The organism is Pandoraea anapnoica, from assembly GCF_902459765.1.
GTDB classification, from domain to species: Bacteria; Pseudomonadota; Gammaproteobacteria; order Burkholderiales; family Burkholderiaceae; genus Pandoraea; species Pandoraea anapnoica.
This window is the reverse complement of the sequence record NZ_CABPSP010000001.1, coordinates 34,716-50,182: the sequence shown is the minus strand read 5'-3', so window position 1 is coordinate 50,182 and position 15,467 is coordinate 34,716. Positions and strand designations below refer to the sequence as shown.

The window sequence follows — 15,467 nt, the reverse complement described above, 5'->3', positions numbered from 1 at the left end:
AGCCGCCCGGTCATCGGACGGTGAAGTGTATCCCCCATGAAGGCTCTTCTCTTCTGTACCAGCTATATCCGCGACGCCGAGGCCTGGCAATCACGTTACCAGCGCTGGTTGGATTTCTATCGCGACGGCCCGATCCACGCCGACAAGATCGTGATGATCGACGACGGTTCGCCGCATCTTCCGGCGGCCGACATCATTCCGACGCTACCGGCGCATGCCGACCTCAGTGCGAGCGACAGCCGATACTGCATCGCGCGTTTCGACAACAACATGGGACGGCAGAGCATGAGCCTGTACCCTGGCTGGTGGCGTAGTTTCCTGCACTCGCTCACGATTGCCCGCACCCTCGGGGCGGACAAGATCGTTCACATCGAGTCGGATGCTTTCATCCTCAGCGGGCAACTCGCGAACTTCATCAACGAGACGCGCGATGGCTGGCACGTGATGTGGGCCCAGCGCTACGGCATGCCGGAGACGGCCATCCAGATCATTTGTGCCGACCAGTTCGATGCGATGGCGCGCTTCGGCGAGACGAACCCGAACCTGGACTTCCCCGACATCGCCGAGCGACTGCTGCCGTTCACGTCGGTGAACCGGACGTTCAAGGGGGATCGCTACAGTGAGTTCAAGCGCAATCGGGGCATCTTCCGGTCACGCAAGTTCAACTTCCTGCCGATCTTCCAGCGGGATTTCTTCTGGGAACCGATTCCCGAAGATGCGGACTTCGCGACGCAGGTCGTTGAACGCCAGAAGGTGAAGTTTCGGGGTGCCTGAGCGGCGCCTCACACGCGTGGCTTTGCGCTGTCGTCGTCGGCGCCCCACGGCGCGACCTTCGGCAGTAGCAGCATGCCCGGAATGGCGAGCGCCGTGCAGATGAGGAAGAACGTCAGCCAACCGACGCCGTCCACAATGTAGCCCGTCCCCGCGTTCGCAAACGTGCGCGGCACCGACGCCAGACTCGTGAACAGCGCGAACTGCGTCGCCGTGTAACGCGGGTCCGTCGTGCGTGCGATGTACGCGGTGAACGCCGCCGTGCCCAGCCCCGCGGTGAACGCCTCGAACGCGATCACCGCGCCCAGTCCCGCCACCACCGCACCGGCCTCGGCCAGCCACGCGAAGCCCAGCACCGACACCAGTTGCAACACCCCGAACACCCACAGCCCACGGTTGATGCCCAGCTTGATCAGCCAGATCCCGCCGATGATGCCGCCCGCCACGCTCGCCCACAAACTCGTCGCCTTCGCCACCACGCCGATCTGCGTCTTCGTGAAGCCCAGATCCAGATAGAACGACGTGGCCAGCGACGTCGCCATCGAATCGCCCAGCTTGTACAGAAAGATGAACGCCAGCACGAGCAACGCCTGCGACCAGCCGCCGCGCGTCACGAACTCGTGGAACGGCTCCACGACCGCCTCGCGCAAGGTCTTCGGCGGCGTGCCGCGAATCTCCGGCTCCTTCACCACGAGCGTCATCACGATGCCCGGCAGCATGAACGCCGCCGTCGCGAAGAACACCTGTGACCACGGCAGATGATCCGCCATGATCAGCGCCAGCGATCCCGGTACCAGACCCGCCACTTTGTACGCATTCACGTGCATCGCCGTGCCCAGCCCCTGCTCGCGATCGGACAGCAACTCGCGTCGATAGGCATCCAGACAAATATCCAGACTCGCGCTGAAGAACGCCAGCGCAGCCGCCAGCGCGGCAATCGTCATCAGATCGCGCTGCGGCGAATACGTCCCCATGATCGCGACCGCACCCGCCACCAACAGTTGCGTGACGAACATCCACCCGCGACGCCGCCCCGGCTTCCATCCCAGAAAATTGGGCGCGAAGCGGTCCATGAGCGGTGCCCACAGAAACTTCCACGTGTAAGGAAACTGGATCAGCGCGAACAGACCGATCGACTTGAGATCCACGTGCTCGCTGCGCAACCATGCCTGCACCAGATTAAGCAGGATGAAGAGCGGCAAGCCGGAGGTGAAACCGAGAATCACGCAGATGAGCATCCGCGTGGGGTGGAAGACGCGCCCGTCGTCGGGCCGCAGCGAATCGGTCATGGAAAGGACAATTGGGGCCAGCCGCCTGCGATGCACGGCGCCCGGCCCCCGAAGTCTATTGCTACGCGGGGTCCGGCGCTACGCTGCCCCGCAAGCTGCCGTCGGTTCAGGAACGCTTGACGCGATAGACCGCAAGACTACCACGCCAATTCGCCCCCACCGAGACCAGTCGCCCATTGTGCAGGACCGCGCGATCCAGAATCTTCACACCGACGTCCGGCGCCAGCGCTTCGAAGTCCTTGATCGTCAGCACCCGCACGTTCGGTGTGTTGTGCCACTGGAACGGCAGACTCTTCGACACCGGCATGCGTCCCTGCAACACCGACAGCCGATGCGGCCAGTAGCCGAAGTTCGGGAACGACACGATCGCTTCGCGTCCCACGCGCACCGTCTCGCGCAGAATGTCGGCCGTGCGGTGAATGGTCTGCAATGTCTGCGAGAGGATGACGGTATCGAAGCTCTGATCTTCGAACAGCTTCAGACCGTCTTCCATGTTCTGCTGAATGACGTTGATGCCGCGCTGCGCGGACGCGAGTACGCCCGCGTCGTCGATCTCGACACCGTAGCCGCTCACGTCGAGTTCGTCGGTCAGCAGACGCAGTAACGACCCGTCGCTGCAACCGAGATCGAGCACTTGGGAGGACGGCTCGATCCATCGCGCGATGACACGAAAGTCGGGGCGATCCGCGAGCGAGACCGAAATGCGATGACGCGACGCCGCCAGTTGCGCGGCCTGCGCACTGTTGGTCACGTTATTGGCCGGGGCGGTGGACTGGCTCATACGCCGACCTCCTGAGCGATACGTTCGTAGTAAGCGCGCACCAGATTGTGATAGCGCGAATCTGTGAGCAGGAAGGCATCGTGACCGTGCGGGGCGTCGATCTCGGCGTAGCTCACCGTGCGACGCGTGTCGAGCAGCGCCTTGACGATCTCGCGCGAGCGCGCCGGGGCGAAACGCCAGTCGGTCGCGAACGACACGATCAGATACTTGGCGGACGTATGCGACAACGCCTTCGCCAGATCGCCACCGACCGTGCGCGCCGGGTCGAAGTAATCGAGCGCGCGCGTAATCAGCAGGTAGGTGTTGGCGTCGAAGTACTCGGCGAACTTGTCGCCCTGATAGCGCAGGTACGACTCCACTTCGAACTCCACGTCGAAACTGAAGCGGTAGCCCTCGTCCTTGCCGCTTCCGTTGCCATTGCCGTTCCCGCTACCGCCCTTCACCTCATCGACCAGTGCTTCGGCGCGTCGTAGCGCGCGGCCGAATTTAGTCGCCATGTCCTCGTCGGACAAATAGGTGATGTGCCCGATCATGCGCGCGACGCGCAAGCCGCGACGCGGCACCACACCGTGCGCGTAATAGTCGCCGCCGTGGAAATCGGGATCGGAGAGGATGGCCGAGCGTGCGACCTCGTTAAAGGCGATGTTCTGCGCCGAGAGCTTGGGCGTGGATGCAATCACCAGACAGTGCCCCACGCGATCGGGGTACATGATGCTCCACGCCAGCGCCTGCATGCCGCCCAGACTGCCGCCCATTACGGCGGCGAACTTGCGGATGCCGAAGGCGTCGGCCACCCGGGCCTGCGCATTGACCCAGTCTTCGACCGTCACGACAGGGAAGCGCGCGCCGTACGGGGTGCCGGTGGCTTCATCGAGGCTCATCGGTCCGGTCGAGCCGAAGCACGAGCCGAGATTGTTCACACCGATGACGAAGAAACGGTTGGTATCGAGCGGCTTGCCCGGACCGACCATGTTGTCCCACCAGCCGATGTCCTTGGGGTTGTCGGCAGCGATGCCCGCCACGTGATGCGACGCGTTGAGCGCGTGACACACCAGCACGGCGTTGCTGCGATCGGCATTGAGCTCGCCATAGGTCTCGACCATCAGGTCGTAGCCCGCGAGGGTGCTGCCGTTTTGCAGTGCCAGCGGCTCAGCGAAATGCATCCGCTGCGGCGTGACGATTCCGATTGAAGATTCCATAAATCCCTGTCCGAAACATGCCGGGGTCAGCGTCATCGTCAATATGCATCGACGGACGATGTCCTGAAGCGTTCTGTGCGGGAAAAGGGGTCGACGGAAAAACGGCGGGGTGCGCGAACGACCTCTTTAGCCGCATTTTTATTGAATGTCCCAAGCCGAAGATCCGGAAGATCCTCCGTCAGAGTCATTCGCGCGCCCGCAAGCGAGTCACCAAATCGGCGCGCCAGTCATCGCGACAAGGCCGGACGATGTGTCGTCAGCCCTGCCACGCGTTGCAAAAGTATAACGTAATCTGCGCACTCGGCGCAGAAGCGCTTCCGCCGCTCGGCCAAATGCCAGTTAGCGCAGCAGCGCCGCCACCTGCGGCTCGGCGCCTTCGGCCGGCGAGCGCTTGAAGCCACTCTTGGCGAAACGGTGCCAGCGACCCAGCACGTACGAGACGAGCAGGTTGGCGCGCGAGTTCGCGTCGAACGTCTCGGGCAGCGTGCCTTGCGCTGCAGCCAGACGCAGCACCTGACGCAGCGACGCTTCGATGCGGTCGAGCAACTGGTTCATGCGCTCCTGCAGACGCTCGTGTTCGCCGACCAGTGCTTCGCCGGTCAGCACGCGCGTCATGCCGGGGTTCTTCTCGGCGAAACCGAGCAGCATCAGCACGATGGCGCGCGCTTGCGTCACGCCGTCCTGATCCTGTGCGGAAATCTGGTTGATCAGGCCGAAGATGGTCTGTTCGATGAATTCGATCAGGCCTTCGAACATCTGGGCCTTGCTCGCGAAGTGGCGATAGAGCGCCGCTTCGGAGACATCGAGCCGCGCCGCGAGGGCGGCCGTGGTGATCTTCTCGCCCTTGGGCGTCTCAAGCATCGCCGCGAGGGTCTGCAACACCTGCACGCGGCGCTCGCCCGGTTTGGGACGGGTGGTCTTCACCGGCGCGGGCGCGGGCATGGCCTCCAGCGCGTCGGCGGTGCCGAAACCGGCGCCGTTCGAAGAGTTTTCCTGCTGCATCGTCTGGTCGTTATCAGTTGGGATTATGTAATCGTCGCGCGGTCAGGGGCTGACGGGGGAACCTGACTGAGCCCTCACCGGCCCGTCACTTGCCCCTCACCTGCCTGGCACCTGCCCCGGTCGCCAGGTACGCCCTTAACTCGCGCAGAGATTGTACTTTGATATCTACGAAGTGTGGGCGGCCACTTCGCGCCATAACCTTGCCAAGACTGTTTCTCACCGGCAGATGTCCTGTGATCCAGACCGTCTTGATTCCGAAATGCCGCAGGTGCTTCAGGTGCGAACGCGTGTCCTCGACAAGCCATGTGTTCGAGGGTGTCAGCCCTTCACGCACGAGCAGACGGCGCAGCATCGTCGGGTCGGGTTTGGCGCGCCAGCCGCGCCGGTCCGCCATGTCTTCGATGCTCACGAACCGCTCGAAATGACGGCCGATTCCCAAAGCTTCGACGATCGGCATGGCGTAATGCGCCGGCGCGTTGGTCAGCAAAATCTTGCGCCCCGGCAGACCCGCCATCAGACGGGCGATGCCGCGCTCAGCGCGCAGCACCTCGGCCAGCGGCGGCAGTTCGTGGACTTGCGCGAGAAATTCGTGCGGGTCGATGGCGTGATGCCGGATCAACCCGAGCAGCACCGCGCCGTAGCGCTCGGTGTACGTCGAGCGCAAGAGATTCGCTTCGTCGTGCGGCAGGCCCAGCTTCTCGACGATATAGGCGGTCATCGCGCGGTTGATGCGCGGAAAGATCGCGTGAGACGCGCGATGCAGCGTGTTGTCCAGATCGAACAACCAGACTGGACCGCGCGTGCCGTGCTCGCTACGGGCGAGGTGCGCCCGGCGTCGCCGGCTCAGAACGTGAGAAGAAGACACGGAGATAGCGGATTTTTGCGAGGAGATACGTGAATATGACCATCATCGCGAACGCGACGGGGGTCTCAGCAAGGCAAGATGCTAGCGCGCGACGCCCACTTTGACAAATCGGCTCAGCCTGCCTTATCTCTCTAGCTGCCACACCGTCAGCCCGCGCGCGCCTTCGCCCGTACCCGCAGCAGGCTGACGCCACCGCCCAGCGCCGCCAGTATCGTCGCGCTCACCATCGCCGCGCGCGCCCCGTGATCGCCATAGAGATCGAACAGCAACGCCACCACGGCCGCCCCGAGCGTCATGCCGACGGTCCGGGCAATCGTCATCAGACCGCTTGCCGCGCCACTGCGCTCGCGCGGCGCGCCCATCATGATGATGCGGTTGTTCGGCGTTTGGAAAAAGCCGAAGCCCACCCCGCATATCACCATCCGCCAGGCGATGCCCCAGTCGCTCGCATCCGCAGGCAACCACGCCAGCGATGCCAGCCCAACCGCGAACACGCCCAGTCCCAGCGCACTCATGCGCGCGCTGTCGCAGCGATCCGACAACCGCCCTGCGAGCGGCGCGATGAACACGATCACCAGCGGCCACGGCGTAATCAGCATGCCCGTCGCCGCTTCACTGCGCGCGAACGTGTGCTGCAACAGAAACGGCATGCCGACGTACGCCAGCGTCTGCGCCATATAACAGGCGACGGACGTCAGCGACGACAACGCCAGCACCGGCACCCGCATCAGATCGAGTGGCAGCAAGGGCGTCTGACGACTGCGCTGATGCCGCACGAGCACCACCGCCACGATGAGTCCAAGCACGATTTGCAACGCGGCGACACCGTGGTGCCCCGCCTCGCCGACATGGCCGAGTCCGATGATGATGAGCGCGAGCGTCGCGGCATTGAGCAACGCGCCAGGCACGTCGATGCGCCGCTCGGCCCCCGGCGTGCGTGGCAGAAACCGGTGCGACGCTGCCAGCGCGGCCAGCCCGATGGGCAGATTGATGGCGAACAGCCAGCGCCAGTCGCCCAGGGTGAGAATGACCGCAGCCACGCTCGGTCCGGCCGCCGTCGACAGCGCGACAGTCAGTGCCAGCAGCGAGATCGCGCGTCCGCCCATATGCGGCGGAAACACCATGCGCAGCAACGCGGGGACGATGGTCGACATGCACGCACCGCAGAGCCCCTGCACCACGCGCGCCGCGACAAGCCACGAGAGCGAGGGGGCGAGCGCACAGCCGAGCGACGCCAGCGTGAACCCGGCCACACCGAACAGGAACACACGCCGATAACCGAGCTTTTCGCCCAGCGCCGCCAGCGGCAGCACCGCCATCGCAAAAATCAGTTGGTAAGCGTTGACGACCCACACCGTCGAGGCGGGATCGGCAGCCAGATCGCGCGCGATGGTCGGCAATGCCACGTTGGCGATCGACGCATCGAGATTACCGAGGAACGTGCCGAGCAGAATGGATGGAACGGCAATACGGCGTGCGCTCGCACAAAGGCCTTCGGCCAGCGTCGCGGAGGGTGCCATCGGTTGCGTCATATGGCGGAATTCATGAGGAAAAAATCTCGGCCCGGGATTCGCTTCTCGCTCGCCAATGCCTGCTTGGCATCATAGCCCGGGCCGGGCAGGAAAATCATGCGCAATGGTGCCGCTCGGGGAATGTTCGGCTGCACACGGTCATGCCGCACGACGTCTGCCGGATCACTCGCTCGTTATGCGCGGCACGCCACCACGACGACGCCGCGCAACAGGGAGTGACGCAGCACCGCGTCACGTGCGATTCGCCCCCCCGGACGCCCCACACGTGCTCGCTACGCGGTGCCGCGCTTGAAGCTTGCCCAGCCGTCAGAACGTGTGCTGAATGCCCAGCATCGTACCGAACTGGTTGCCACCGGTGACCACCGAACCGCCAGCCGCAATCGCCACGGCACCGTTCTGGCTGTTCGCCACCCAGCCCGCCATGCCATACAGCGACGTACGCTTCGAGTGCGAGTACGTGGCGCGGCCAATGAGCATCGTGGCGTTAGCGCGGCTCTTCAACTGGTAACGAATGGCCTGTGCATCGAACGCCCAGGTGATCGTCGGCAGATAGGTGAAGCCGATGAAGTAGATGTCCGAGCGCAGCGATGCGGCGTCGGCGCTCACGTTACGGTGAATCCAGCCACCACCCACGCGCCCCGTCGACCACTTGTAGTACGCGTTGATGACCGAGTGCGAATCGGTGTAGTTCGAGCTGGTCAGCGGTGCGGCCGCGCCGGTGTTGCCGCGCATCTGGTCGTACGACGCCGAAATGCCGAAGTTCTCGTAGTCGTAACCGAGCAAGCCCGTGAATTGCTTACAGGCCTGATAGTTGCCAGCGACGTTACCCGCGCAGTTCGTGGCCGACGGTCCACCGGCGGACGAAGCATCGCGCCCGAAGCTGTACGTCGCACCAACGGTCACGCCGGAGAACTTGCCCATGTACCCGATGGCGCTGTCGCTACGTGCGTTGGCGATGTACGGGTCGATACTGGCGAGCGAGAAGATCGACGGCCCGATCACGTCCGCATTGCCCGTCACGTAGAACGTCATGTTGTTCTGACGGCCGATGAGCACGGTGCCCCACGAACTCGACAGACCCACGTTGGCCTGACGACCGAACAGACGTCCGCCGTAGTTCAGGCCGCCGGTGCCCGGCTGAAAACCGTTTTCCAACGTGAAGACGGCCTTGAGACCACCGCCCAGGTCTTCGACACCCTTGAAACCGAAGCGCGACGGCACCTTGCCCGTGAGGGTTGGTTCGCCGATGAAGCTGCCGCCATTGGCAGCATTGTTGTAATAAGCGATGCCGGTATCGACGATCCCGTACAGCGTCACGTTGCTTTGCGCGTGCGCCAGGCCTGCACCCAGCAGCAGGCCAGCGGCCAATGCGTGTTTCACTTTCACTTCTGTCCCCTTGTTTTTTAAATACACAGCTACTCCAAACCTCAACCTCCGAACCGCAGACAGGATCATTGGCCCGGCCTTTGTTGGGACGGCACTGCGGCCGCCTCCGGTACTGCATTGCTTGCTCTGTCGGGTCACCGCTGCCGCCTCCTGTACTGCGCTCCGGCCTCGGTCCCCGTTGTTTTATGGCGCGACGTGAGGTGCTGTTTTTGCCTCACGTCGCGCGCTAAGCCTCGCGTACGAAAGTGAAACGCGCTTCGCGCCGGGCGATGCGCCATCCCTGCGCCGTGCGCACGAACGTGTCCTCGAATTCGCCCATCACCTGACGGCCCTGCGCCGGACGTCCGAACGGTCCCGGCACGTCCTGCGCCGACCCGCTCCAGAGCAGCACGGTGCTGCTGCCGATCGCGCCCGTTGCAGACGTCACCTCGATCAGCACGTTGCCGACGAGATGCCGCGTCAACCGATCTGCCGGACGCTCGGCGTACGCTGCCGCAATTGCCACTGGGCCGACGAGCGTCTCGCCGTTGGGGCGCACCAGCACCCCCTTCTCCGAGAAAAGCGCCGCCAGCCCTTGCGGATCGCGACGGTCGTTGCACATGACGAAGCGCATCACGAGGTCATGACACGCTTGCTTGGCGAGCAGAGCGTCGAGCGTTTGCTGATCCACGGCGTCGGGGGGGGGTGTGGTTTGCGTGTTCTGCGTCATGACTTCCCCCCTTCGGTCGACGGCAACGACAACCACGCGCGCATGGCGGTGGCCACTGCTTCAGGGCGTTCCATCGGACTCATGTGACCGCTGTGCTCCACCACGCTCAGCACCGCGCCCGGGATCAGCCCGGCCATGACTTCGTGACGCGCGAGCGGACTCCACGTGTCCTGTCGTCCGCACAGCACGAGCGTCGGGCAACGCACGTCGCTCAGTTGCCCAGTGGCATCCGGACGGCCCAGCAGCGCATGGATCTGTGCCGCAAACTGATCGGGGTTGCTGCGCTCGATCATGTCGAGAATGGCGTCGAACAGCGGCGTGCCGATCTGGTCGGGATGCACCATGCCCGTCGCCCAGACCTGCCCCATCGCGCGCATGCCTTCCTCGCGCGAACGGGCGAGCAACGCAGCGCGGGCGCTGCGCTCCTTCTCAGCGGCTTCACCGTCCGGCAACGCCTGATAACCCGTGTCGAGCAATGCGAGATGACTCACTCGCTGAGGCGCGCGGCGCACGACTTCGAGCGCGATGCGTCCGCCCATCGAATGTCCGGCCAGCGCGAAACGCGGCTCCGGCGTAGTGGCCAGCACGTGGTCGGCCATCGCGCCGATGGTGTCGAGCGCGCCCCACGCGGGCACGCGACAATCGAATTCCGGCAGCAACGCAGCGGTGGCGGCCCACGCCACCTGATCGCAGAGCAGGCCGGGCAGCAGCAGCAACGGCAAACGTTCCTGACTCATGACGCCTCCCCCTGTGCCCACACGCGCGAAGGAATGCAAACGTCGCCGTCAAACAGCCAGCGCGCGGTTCGCAACAGGCCTGCGCCCGTGACGTCGGTCTGCCCTTCGGCATCGAGACCGAGTGTCAGACGCACGGTGAATTCGCCCGTCGGATGCTCGATGGAAACGAGCGGCGCATCGCCCTGAGGCACCACGGCCATTTCGTGACAGACGGTGCCCGGCAGCGCGGCCGCCGTCGCTACGCTGACGGCCGCCAGCACACCGATGGACGAGTGGCAGCGATGCGGAATGAAGCAACGTGTCGCGAGCACTCCACCGGCTTGGGGTGCCGCGACGAGACACATCTTCGGTACCGTGCGCGAACGCACGTCGCCCAGATTCATGCGCGGTCCGACGGCGAGACGAATCGCTTCGATTCGCTCACGCATCGGCTGGAACTGCGCATCCGTTTCGAGTTGCTGCCAGGACTCGGCGCCCGTGCAACCCAGGTCCGCTGCGCGCATCAGCACGAGCGGCATGCCGTTATCGATACACGTAACGGTGACGCCTTCGACGACGTCCTGACGCTGGCCCGTCGGAAACAGCGCGCCGCACGACGACCCGGCGGTATCACGGAACATCAGCGGAATGGGGGCTGCCGTGCCCGGCACTCCGTCGATGGCCACATCGCCGTCGTACTTCGCCATGCCGCCCGGGGTTTGCACAGTGGCGACCGCCACCTGTCCCGTGTTGACCATGTGAATGCCGACGTCGGTCATGTCGCCGGTTGCCGCGACGAGTCCGCGCTCAATCGCAAACGGCCCGACCCCCGCGAGGAGGTTGCCGCAGTTCTGTCCGTAGTCGACACGCGCTTCGTCGACCACCACCTGTGCAAAGAGATAGTCGACGTCGGCGTCCGCACGCGTGGCACGCGAGACGATGGCGACCTTGCTCGTGAGTGGGTTCGCGCCGCCCATGCCGTCGATCTGACGCGCATCCGGTGAGCCCATCGCGGCGAGCAGCACGGCGTCGCGCGTGGCGGCGTCCTTCGGCAGGTCGTCCGCCAGGAAATACAGCCCCTTCGAGGTACCTCCCCGCATGACGGCGGCGCGAATGCGCGTCTGAGAATGCTTTAACTCGCCCAAGTCGCGCCCCTCACTCGCCTTGCAACTCGTCGAGCGAGTCGACGTAGCGCAGGCCCTTCGCGGCAAGACGTTCGCGCATCTTGTAGTAATCGAGGCCGAGCGTGCCGCCTGCGAGTACACCGCGCTTGTAGGCCTCGTCCGCACCGCGTGCGGCGGCCGCTTTTGCGACGGCCTGTGCCGTGGCAAACGGCACCACGACGACGCCGTCGTCGTCGGCCACGATCACGTCGCCCGGGTTGACGATCTGATTGGCGCACACGACCGGCACGTTGACCGAACCGAGCGTTTCCTTGACCGTGCCTTGCGACGAGATGGCCTTCGACCACACCGGGAACTGCATCTCCGTGAGCGTGCCGATGTCGCGGCAACCGGCGTCGATGATCAGCCCGGCAACGCCGCGCGCTTTCATCGACGTGGCGAGCAGATCGCCGAAGTACCCGTCGTCGCATGGCGACGTCACGCCGACCACGACGATGTCGCCCGGCTGTGCCTGCTCTACCGCGACGTGCAGCATCCAGTTGTCGGACGGCGGCGCAAGCACGGTGACGGCGCTACCCGCCACCGCCGCACCGGCGTAGATGGGCCGCAGATAGGTCGCCATCAGACCGAGACGGCTTTGCGCCTCATGCACCGTGGCACTGCCTGCGCTGCGCAGAGTGTCGAGCGTAGCGGCATCGACACGGGGAATCTGACGAACGACGACGCCGCGAATCATGACAGTTGCTCCGTAACGACCGGCGTGAGGCGCATCAGCCCTTCCGCATACTTGATGTCGCGCGAGGCGGTGATACCGATGTTGCGTTTGGCCTGCACACCGCGTTGCAACGCTACGCGTGTGTAGTAGTCCCAGAGGTGTTCCTGACCGGCCATGCATTCGATGGCGGCGCGCTTCTTGTCCCACACCGGCGTAATGTCGACGAAGGTGTTCGGGATCCACTCGCACTGTTCGGTCTGATGCGGCTCGAACGCGAGGACGGCCGGCGCACCGATGATCTTCTCGCCCGGCTTGTGGCCTTCGGCCTGTGCAATCACGCGCGCTTCCTGCGTGACGTGCATCGCCAGCGGGTGATCGAAGTTGTACGGATCCTTCTCCGAATGGCTCAGCACGAAGGCGGGCTGTACTTCGCGATAGATGTCGACGAGCCGGAACAACGTCTCGTCGGACACGCGCATCGGGTAGTCGCCGATGTCGAGAAACTCGATCTCTGCCCCGAGAATGTCCGCCGCGCGTTGCGCCTCTTCACGGCGCGCGGTCTTGACCTTTGCTTCCGTCATCTCGGCGCCGCGGCGCCAGAGCTTGGCCGACTCGCCGCGCTCGCCGAACGACAGGCAGACGATCTTCATGCGATAGCCCTGCGCGACGTGCGTGGCAATCGTGCCCGCTGCGCGCCAGACGAAATCTGCCGAGTGGGCGCTGACGACGAGGCCAGCCAATCCCGGATTGCTGCTGTGCTGTGTTGTGCTCATATGTTTGACTCTGATACGTGTTGCGCGGCCCGGCGACGCTCGCTCAGGCGCTTTCCAGTCCGACCAGCGTGCCGAGCAATTCCGGCGACGCGGCCAGATCGCTGCTGCGTCCCGCCCAGACCTGACGGCCCCGGTCGAGCACCAGCGCGCGGTCGGTAAGTTCCAGTCCCAGTTCTGCATGCTGCTCAACGAGCACCACGCCCATGCCGCCGTCTGCGCGCAACTTCCAGAACGCGTCGACCAATTGATCGACGATGACGGGCGCGAGCCCTTCGAACGGCTCGTCGAACAGAATCACGCGGGGATTGCCGATCAGTGCACGGCCGATGGCGAGCATCTGCTGCTCGCCGCCCGAGAGTTGATTGCCCAGATTGCGACGGCGCTCCTTCAGCCGCGGGAACAGGTCGTAGACGCGCTCCAGCGTCCACGTGCCTTTGTCGTGCGCAGCACCGGCCACCTCGCCCATCGCTGAGACCTGAAGGTTCTCCTCGACGGAGAGCGACTTGAAGATTTCGCGCTCCTGCGGCACCAGCGCCAGTCCGGCGCGGGCACGCTTGTAGGCGGGCCACGACGTAACGTCGTCGTCGCGATAACGCAGCACGCCGCCGTGACGCGTGGTGAGGCCGAGCAAGCTCAGCAGCAGCGTGCTCTTGCCGACACCGTTACGTCCGAGAATCGCGACGGCTTCGCCAGCCGCCACACGCAGGCTCAGGTCTTCGAGCACGATGGTCTCGCCATACCCGGCACTGAGCCCACCGGCTTCGAGCAGAATGTCAGTCATGATGGCGCCGCCCCAGATAGATATCGCGCACGCGCGGATCGCTGCGCACTTCGTCCTTCTCGCCTTCCATCAGCACCGCGCCTTCGACCAGCACCGTGATGCGGCGCGCAAAGCGGAAGACCAGATCCATGTCGTGTTCGATGACCATCACCGCAACGTCTTCGGGCAAACGCTCCAGCAGTTCGAACAACTTGCGGCCCTGCCCCGACGGCACGCCCGCGACCGGTTCGTCGAGCAAGAGCACCTTCGGATCGAGCGCGAGACCGAGCGCGATCTCGACCTGACGGCGCTGGCCGTACGCGAGTTCGTTGATGCGCTTGCCAGCCAGGTCGATCATGCCGAGGTCGCGCAGACGCTCAGCTGCTTCCTCGACCACCGCCGGGCGACTCGCCAGCGGGCGGCCGATGCGACCGTCGAGCCCGCGTCGCGACGTGAGCGCGAGGCCCACGTTTTCGGCGACGGTGAGCGTGTCGAACAGCGTGTTGAGCTGGAACGTGCGTGCGAGCCCGAGCTTCACGCGCTTGTGCGACGGCATCGACGTGACGTCGGTGCCGCCCACGCGTACCACGCCCGCATTTGGCTTGAGCACGCCCGTGAGCAGGTTCATCAACGTGCTCTTGCCCGCGCCGTTCGGTCCGATCAGCGCATGACGCGCGCCGACCGGCAGCGACAGCGTGACGTTGCGGGTGACGTCGAGTTGGCCGAAGCGCTTCGACAGTCCCTGAATTTCGAGTGCAGCGCTCACGGCGTCACCTCCTTGTCCGTGGTCGTTGCCTTGGTGGTCTCCGTTGGCGCGGGTGCGGTGGCGGGTACCGATGCCGAACGACGCAGACGCGCCGCGAACCGATCCACCAGACCGATGAGACCGTCCGGCGCGAAGCGCACCACGACGATCAGCAACACGCCGAGAGCCGCGAGCCAGTTCGTCGGATCAATGGCGGCAATCCGGTCGGACAGCACCATGAAGACAACCGCGCCGAGCACTGCGCCGTAGAGGCGTCCGGTGCCGCCGAGGGCGAGCATCACAAGGACGTTGGCCGAAAGCGTGAACGACAGCGTATCGAGCGCGACGATGTTGTTGACCTGCGCGGACAACGCGCCAGCAACACCTGCTACAGCAGCGGCAATCGTGTACAGCATCAGGCGACGCAGACCGACGCGCACGCCCAGCAGCGACATGCGCATGGCGTTCTCGCGAATGCCCTGCACCGTCAAGCCGAACGGCGAGTTCACCAGAAACTGCGTGAACAGATAGACGACGAGCAGCACCGCGAGCGCGTACAGATACGCCGTGTGGCCGTAGATGTCGAACTCGAACATGCCGAGCACCGGCGCGATGCTGTAGCCGGTCAGACCGTCGTCGCCCATCGTGATCGACTTGGCGATGTTGCCCGCTTCGTACAGCAGCGTGGCGCAAGCGAGCGTGAGCATGATCTGTGTCAACCCGCTCACACGCAGCACGACGATTCCGGTGATCAGCCCGACGACAGCCGCCACCACCGCCCCGGCGACCAGACCCAGCAACGGATTCGGCGAGACATGCAGCGCGAACAGACCGGCCGCATAGGCGCCGCTTCCGAAGAACGCCGCGTGTCCCAGCGTCTCGATGCCGCAGTAGCCCTGCACGAGGTCGAGCGAGAGCGCGAAGATGATCATGATCAGCACGCTCGTGGCGAGCGCCAGATACAGATCGGCGAAGAAGTACGTGGCGACGGCGGCAAGCAGCAGCAGCGCGTCGAGCATGCCGAGCCGCTTGCGACGCAGGGCCGGTGCCACTTGCACCGCACCGTTCAGCGCTTGCGAGGGTTTCGTATGAGACATTGT

The 15,467-nt window shown here is 64.7% G+C and carries 16 protein-coding genes; 1 reads left to right on the top strand and 15 read right to left on the bottom strand.

The window, feature by feature from the left end; all coding sequences use genetic code 11:
• Positions 1 to 36: 36 nt before the first annotated feature.
• Positions 37 to 774: a hypothetical protein gene (locus tag PAN31117_RS00240; RefSeq protein WP_150736441.1), complete on the top strand. Its 738-nt coding sequence runs from the start codon at positions 37 to 39 to the stop codon at positions 772 to 774.
• 8 nt (positions 775 to 782) lie between these two features.
• On the opposite strand, the gene PAN31117_RS00235 is transcribed toward PAN31117_RS00240, so the two are convergent.
• From PAN31117_RS00235 to PAN31117_RS00165, 15 genes are all read right to left on the bottom strand, one after another.
• Entirely contained in the window at positions 783 to 2,060 is a 1,278-nt protein-coding gene (locus tag PAN31117_RS00235) for an AmpG family muropeptide MFS transporter (RefSeq protein ID WP_150736440.1), read from the bottom strand.
• Between the two features lie 106 nt (positions 2,061 to 2,166).
• On the bottom strand, positions 2,167 to 2,841 hold the full coding sequence (metW, locus tag PAN31117_RS00230; RefSeq protein ID WP_246188854.1) for a methionine biosynthesis protein MetW: 675 nt from the start codon (positions 2,839 to 2,841) through the stop codon (positions 2,167 to 2,169).
• Positions 2,838 to 4,040 (bottom strand): homoserine O-acetyltransferase MetX, encoded by a 1,203-nt coding sequence (gene metX / locus PAN31117_RS00225; RefSeq protein WP_150736439.1) that lies wholly within the window; start codon positions 4,038 to 4,040, stop codon positions 2,838 to 2,840. The genes metW and metX overlap by 4 nt, the downstream gene beginning before the upstream one ends.
• A gap of 339 nt (positions 4,041 to 4,379) precedes the next feature.
• Positions 4,380 to 5,042, bottom strand: coding sequence for a nucleoid occlusion factor SlmA (gene slmA, locus PAN31117_RS00220; protein ID WP_039394856.1), 663 nt, complete (start codon positions 5,040 to 5,042; stop codon positions 4,380 to 4,382).
• Positions 5,043 to 5,127: 85 nt separating this feature from the next.
• Complete coding sequence (locus tag PAN31117_RS00215) at positions 5,128 to 5,907, bottom strand: HAD-IA family hydrolase (protein ID WP_150736438.1); 780 nt, start codon at positions 5,905 to 5,907, stop codon at positions 5,128 to 5,130.
• Positions 5,908 to 6,053: 146 nt separating this feature from the next.
• Entirely contained in the window at positions 6,054 to 7,439 is a 1,386-nt protein-coding gene (locus PAN31117_RS00210; RefSeq protein ID WP_246188853.1) for an MFS transporter, read from the bottom strand.
• Positions 7,440 to 7,745: 306 nt separating this feature from the next.
• Entirely contained in the window at positions 7,746 to 8,819 is a 1,074-nt protein-coding gene (locus PAN31117_RS00205) for a porin (protein ID WP_246188881.1), read from the bottom strand.
• Between the two features lie 232 nt (positions 8,820 to 9,051).
• Entirely contained in the window at positions 9,052 to 9,534 is a 483-nt protein-coding gene (locus tag PAN31117_RS00200) for a nuclear transport factor 2 family protein (RefSeq protein WP_150736436.1), read from the bottom strand.
• Complete coding sequence (locus PAN31117_RS00195; RefSeq protein WP_150736435.1) at positions 9,531 to 10,271, bottom strand: alpha/beta fold hydrolase; 741 nt, start codon at positions 10,269 to 10,271, stop codon at positions 9,531 to 9,533. The genes PAN31117_RS00200 and PAN31117_RS00195 overlap by 4 nt, the downstream gene beginning before the upstream one ends.
• Positions 10,268 to 11,395 (bottom strand): 4-oxalomesaconate tautomerase, encoded by a 1,128-nt coding sequence (locus PAN31117_RS00190; RefSeq protein WP_281349083.1) that lies wholly within the window; start codon positions 11,393 to 11,395, stop codon positions 10,268 to 10,270. The genes PAN31117_RS00195 and PAN31117_RS00190 overlap by 4 nt, the downstream gene beginning before the upstream one ends.
• A gap of 10 nt (positions 11,396 to 11,405) precedes the next feature.
• Positions 11,406 to 12,110 carry a 4-carboxy-4-hydroxy-2-oxoadipate aldolase/oxaloacetate decarboxylase gene (locus tag PAN31117_RS00185; protein WP_174990734.1) on the bottom strand — a complete coding sequence of 235 codons (705 nt, stop codon included), beginning with the start codon at positions 12,108 to 12,110 and terminating at the stop codon, positions 11,406 to 11,408.
• Entirely contained in the window at positions 12,107 to 12,862 is a 756-nt protein-coding gene (locus PAN31117_RS00180; RefSeq protein WP_150736433.1) for a PIG-L deacetylase family protein, read from the bottom strand. The genes PAN31117_RS00185 and PAN31117_RS00180 overlap by 4 nt, the downstream gene beginning before the upstream one ends.
• Positions 12,863 to 12,905: 43 nt before the next feature.
• Positions 12,906 to 13,643 carry an ABC transporter ATP-binding protein gene (locus PAN31117_RS00175; RefSeq protein ID WP_150736432.1) on the bottom strand — a complete coding sequence of 246 codons (738 nt, stop codon included), beginning with the start codon at positions 13,641 to 13,643 and terminating at the stop codon, positions 12,906 to 12,908.
• Complete coding sequence (locus PAN31117_RS00170; protein WP_150736431.1) at positions 13,636 to 14,388, bottom strand: ABC transporter ATP-binding protein; 753 nt, start codon at positions 14,386 to 14,388, stop codon at positions 13,636 to 13,638. Before PAN31117_RS00170 ends, PAN31117_RS00175 begins: the two co-directional genes overlap by 8 nt.
• On the bottom strand, positions 14,385 to 15,464 hold the full coding sequence (locus tag PAN31117_RS00165; protein WP_150736430.1) for a branched-chain amino acid ABC transporter permease: 1,080 nt from the start codon (positions 15,462 to 15,464) through the stop codon (positions 14,385 to 14,387). Before PAN31117_RS00165 ends, PAN31117_RS00170 begins: the two co-directional genes overlap by 4 nt.
• Between the last annotated feature and the right edge of the window lie 3 nt (positions 15,465 to 15,467).

What these genes read in the sequence shown, in the direction of transcription:
- metW (WP_246188854.1), bottom strand. Translation starts at nt 2,841, where the DNA reads ATGAGCCAGTCCACCGCCCCGGCCAATAACGTGACCAACAGTGCGCAG.
- metX (WP_150736439.1), bottom strand. Translation starts at nt 4,040, where the DNA reads ATGGAATCTTCAATCGGAATCGTCACGCCGCAGCGGATGCATTTCGCT.
- PAN31117_RS00200 (WP_150736436.1), bottom strand. Translation starts at nt 9,534, where the DNA reads ATGACGCAGAACACGCAAACCACACCCCCCCCCGACGCCGTGGATCAG.
- PAN31117_RS00195 (WP_150736435.1), bottom strand. Translation starts at nt 10,271, where the DNA reads ATGAGTCAGGAACGTTTGCCGTTGCTGCTGCTGCCCGGCCTGCTCTGC.
- PAN31117_RS00175 (WP_150736432.1), bottom strand. Translation starts at nt 13,643, where the DNA reads ATGACTGACATTCTGCTCGAAGCCGGTGGGCTCAGTGCCGGGTATGGC.
- PAN31117_RS00180 (WP_150736433.1), bottom strand. Translation starts at nt 12,862, where the DNA reads ATGAGCACAACACAGCACAGCAGCAATCCGGGATTGGCTGGCCTCGTC.
- PAN31117_RS00165 (WP_150736430.1), bottom strand. Translation starts at nt 15,464, where the DNA reads ATGTCTCATACGAAACCCTCGCAAGCGCTGAACGGTGCGGTGCAAGTG.
- PAN31117_RS00240 (WP_150736441.1), top strand. Translation starts at nt 37, where the DNA reads ATGAAGGCTCTTCTCTTCTGTACCAGCTATATCCGCGACGCCGAGGCC.
- PAN31117_RS00210 (WP_246188853.1), bottom strand. Translation starts at nt 7,439, where the DNA reads ATGACGCAACCGATGGCACCCTCCGCGACGCTGGCCGAAGGCCTTTGT.
- PAN31117_RS00235 (WP_150736440.1), bottom strand. Translation starts at nt 2,060, where the DNA reads ATGACCGATTCGCTGCGGCCCGACGACGGGCGCGTCTTCCACCCCACG.
- slmA (WP_039394856.1), bottom strand. Translation starts at nt 5,042, where the DNA reads ATGCAGCAGGAAAACTCTTCGAACGGCGCCGGTTTCGGCACCGCCGAC.
- PAN31117_RS00185 (WP_174990734.1), bottom strand. Translation starts at nt 12,110, where the DNA reads ATGATTCGCGGCGTCGTCGTTCGTCAGATTCCCCGTGTCGATGCCGCT.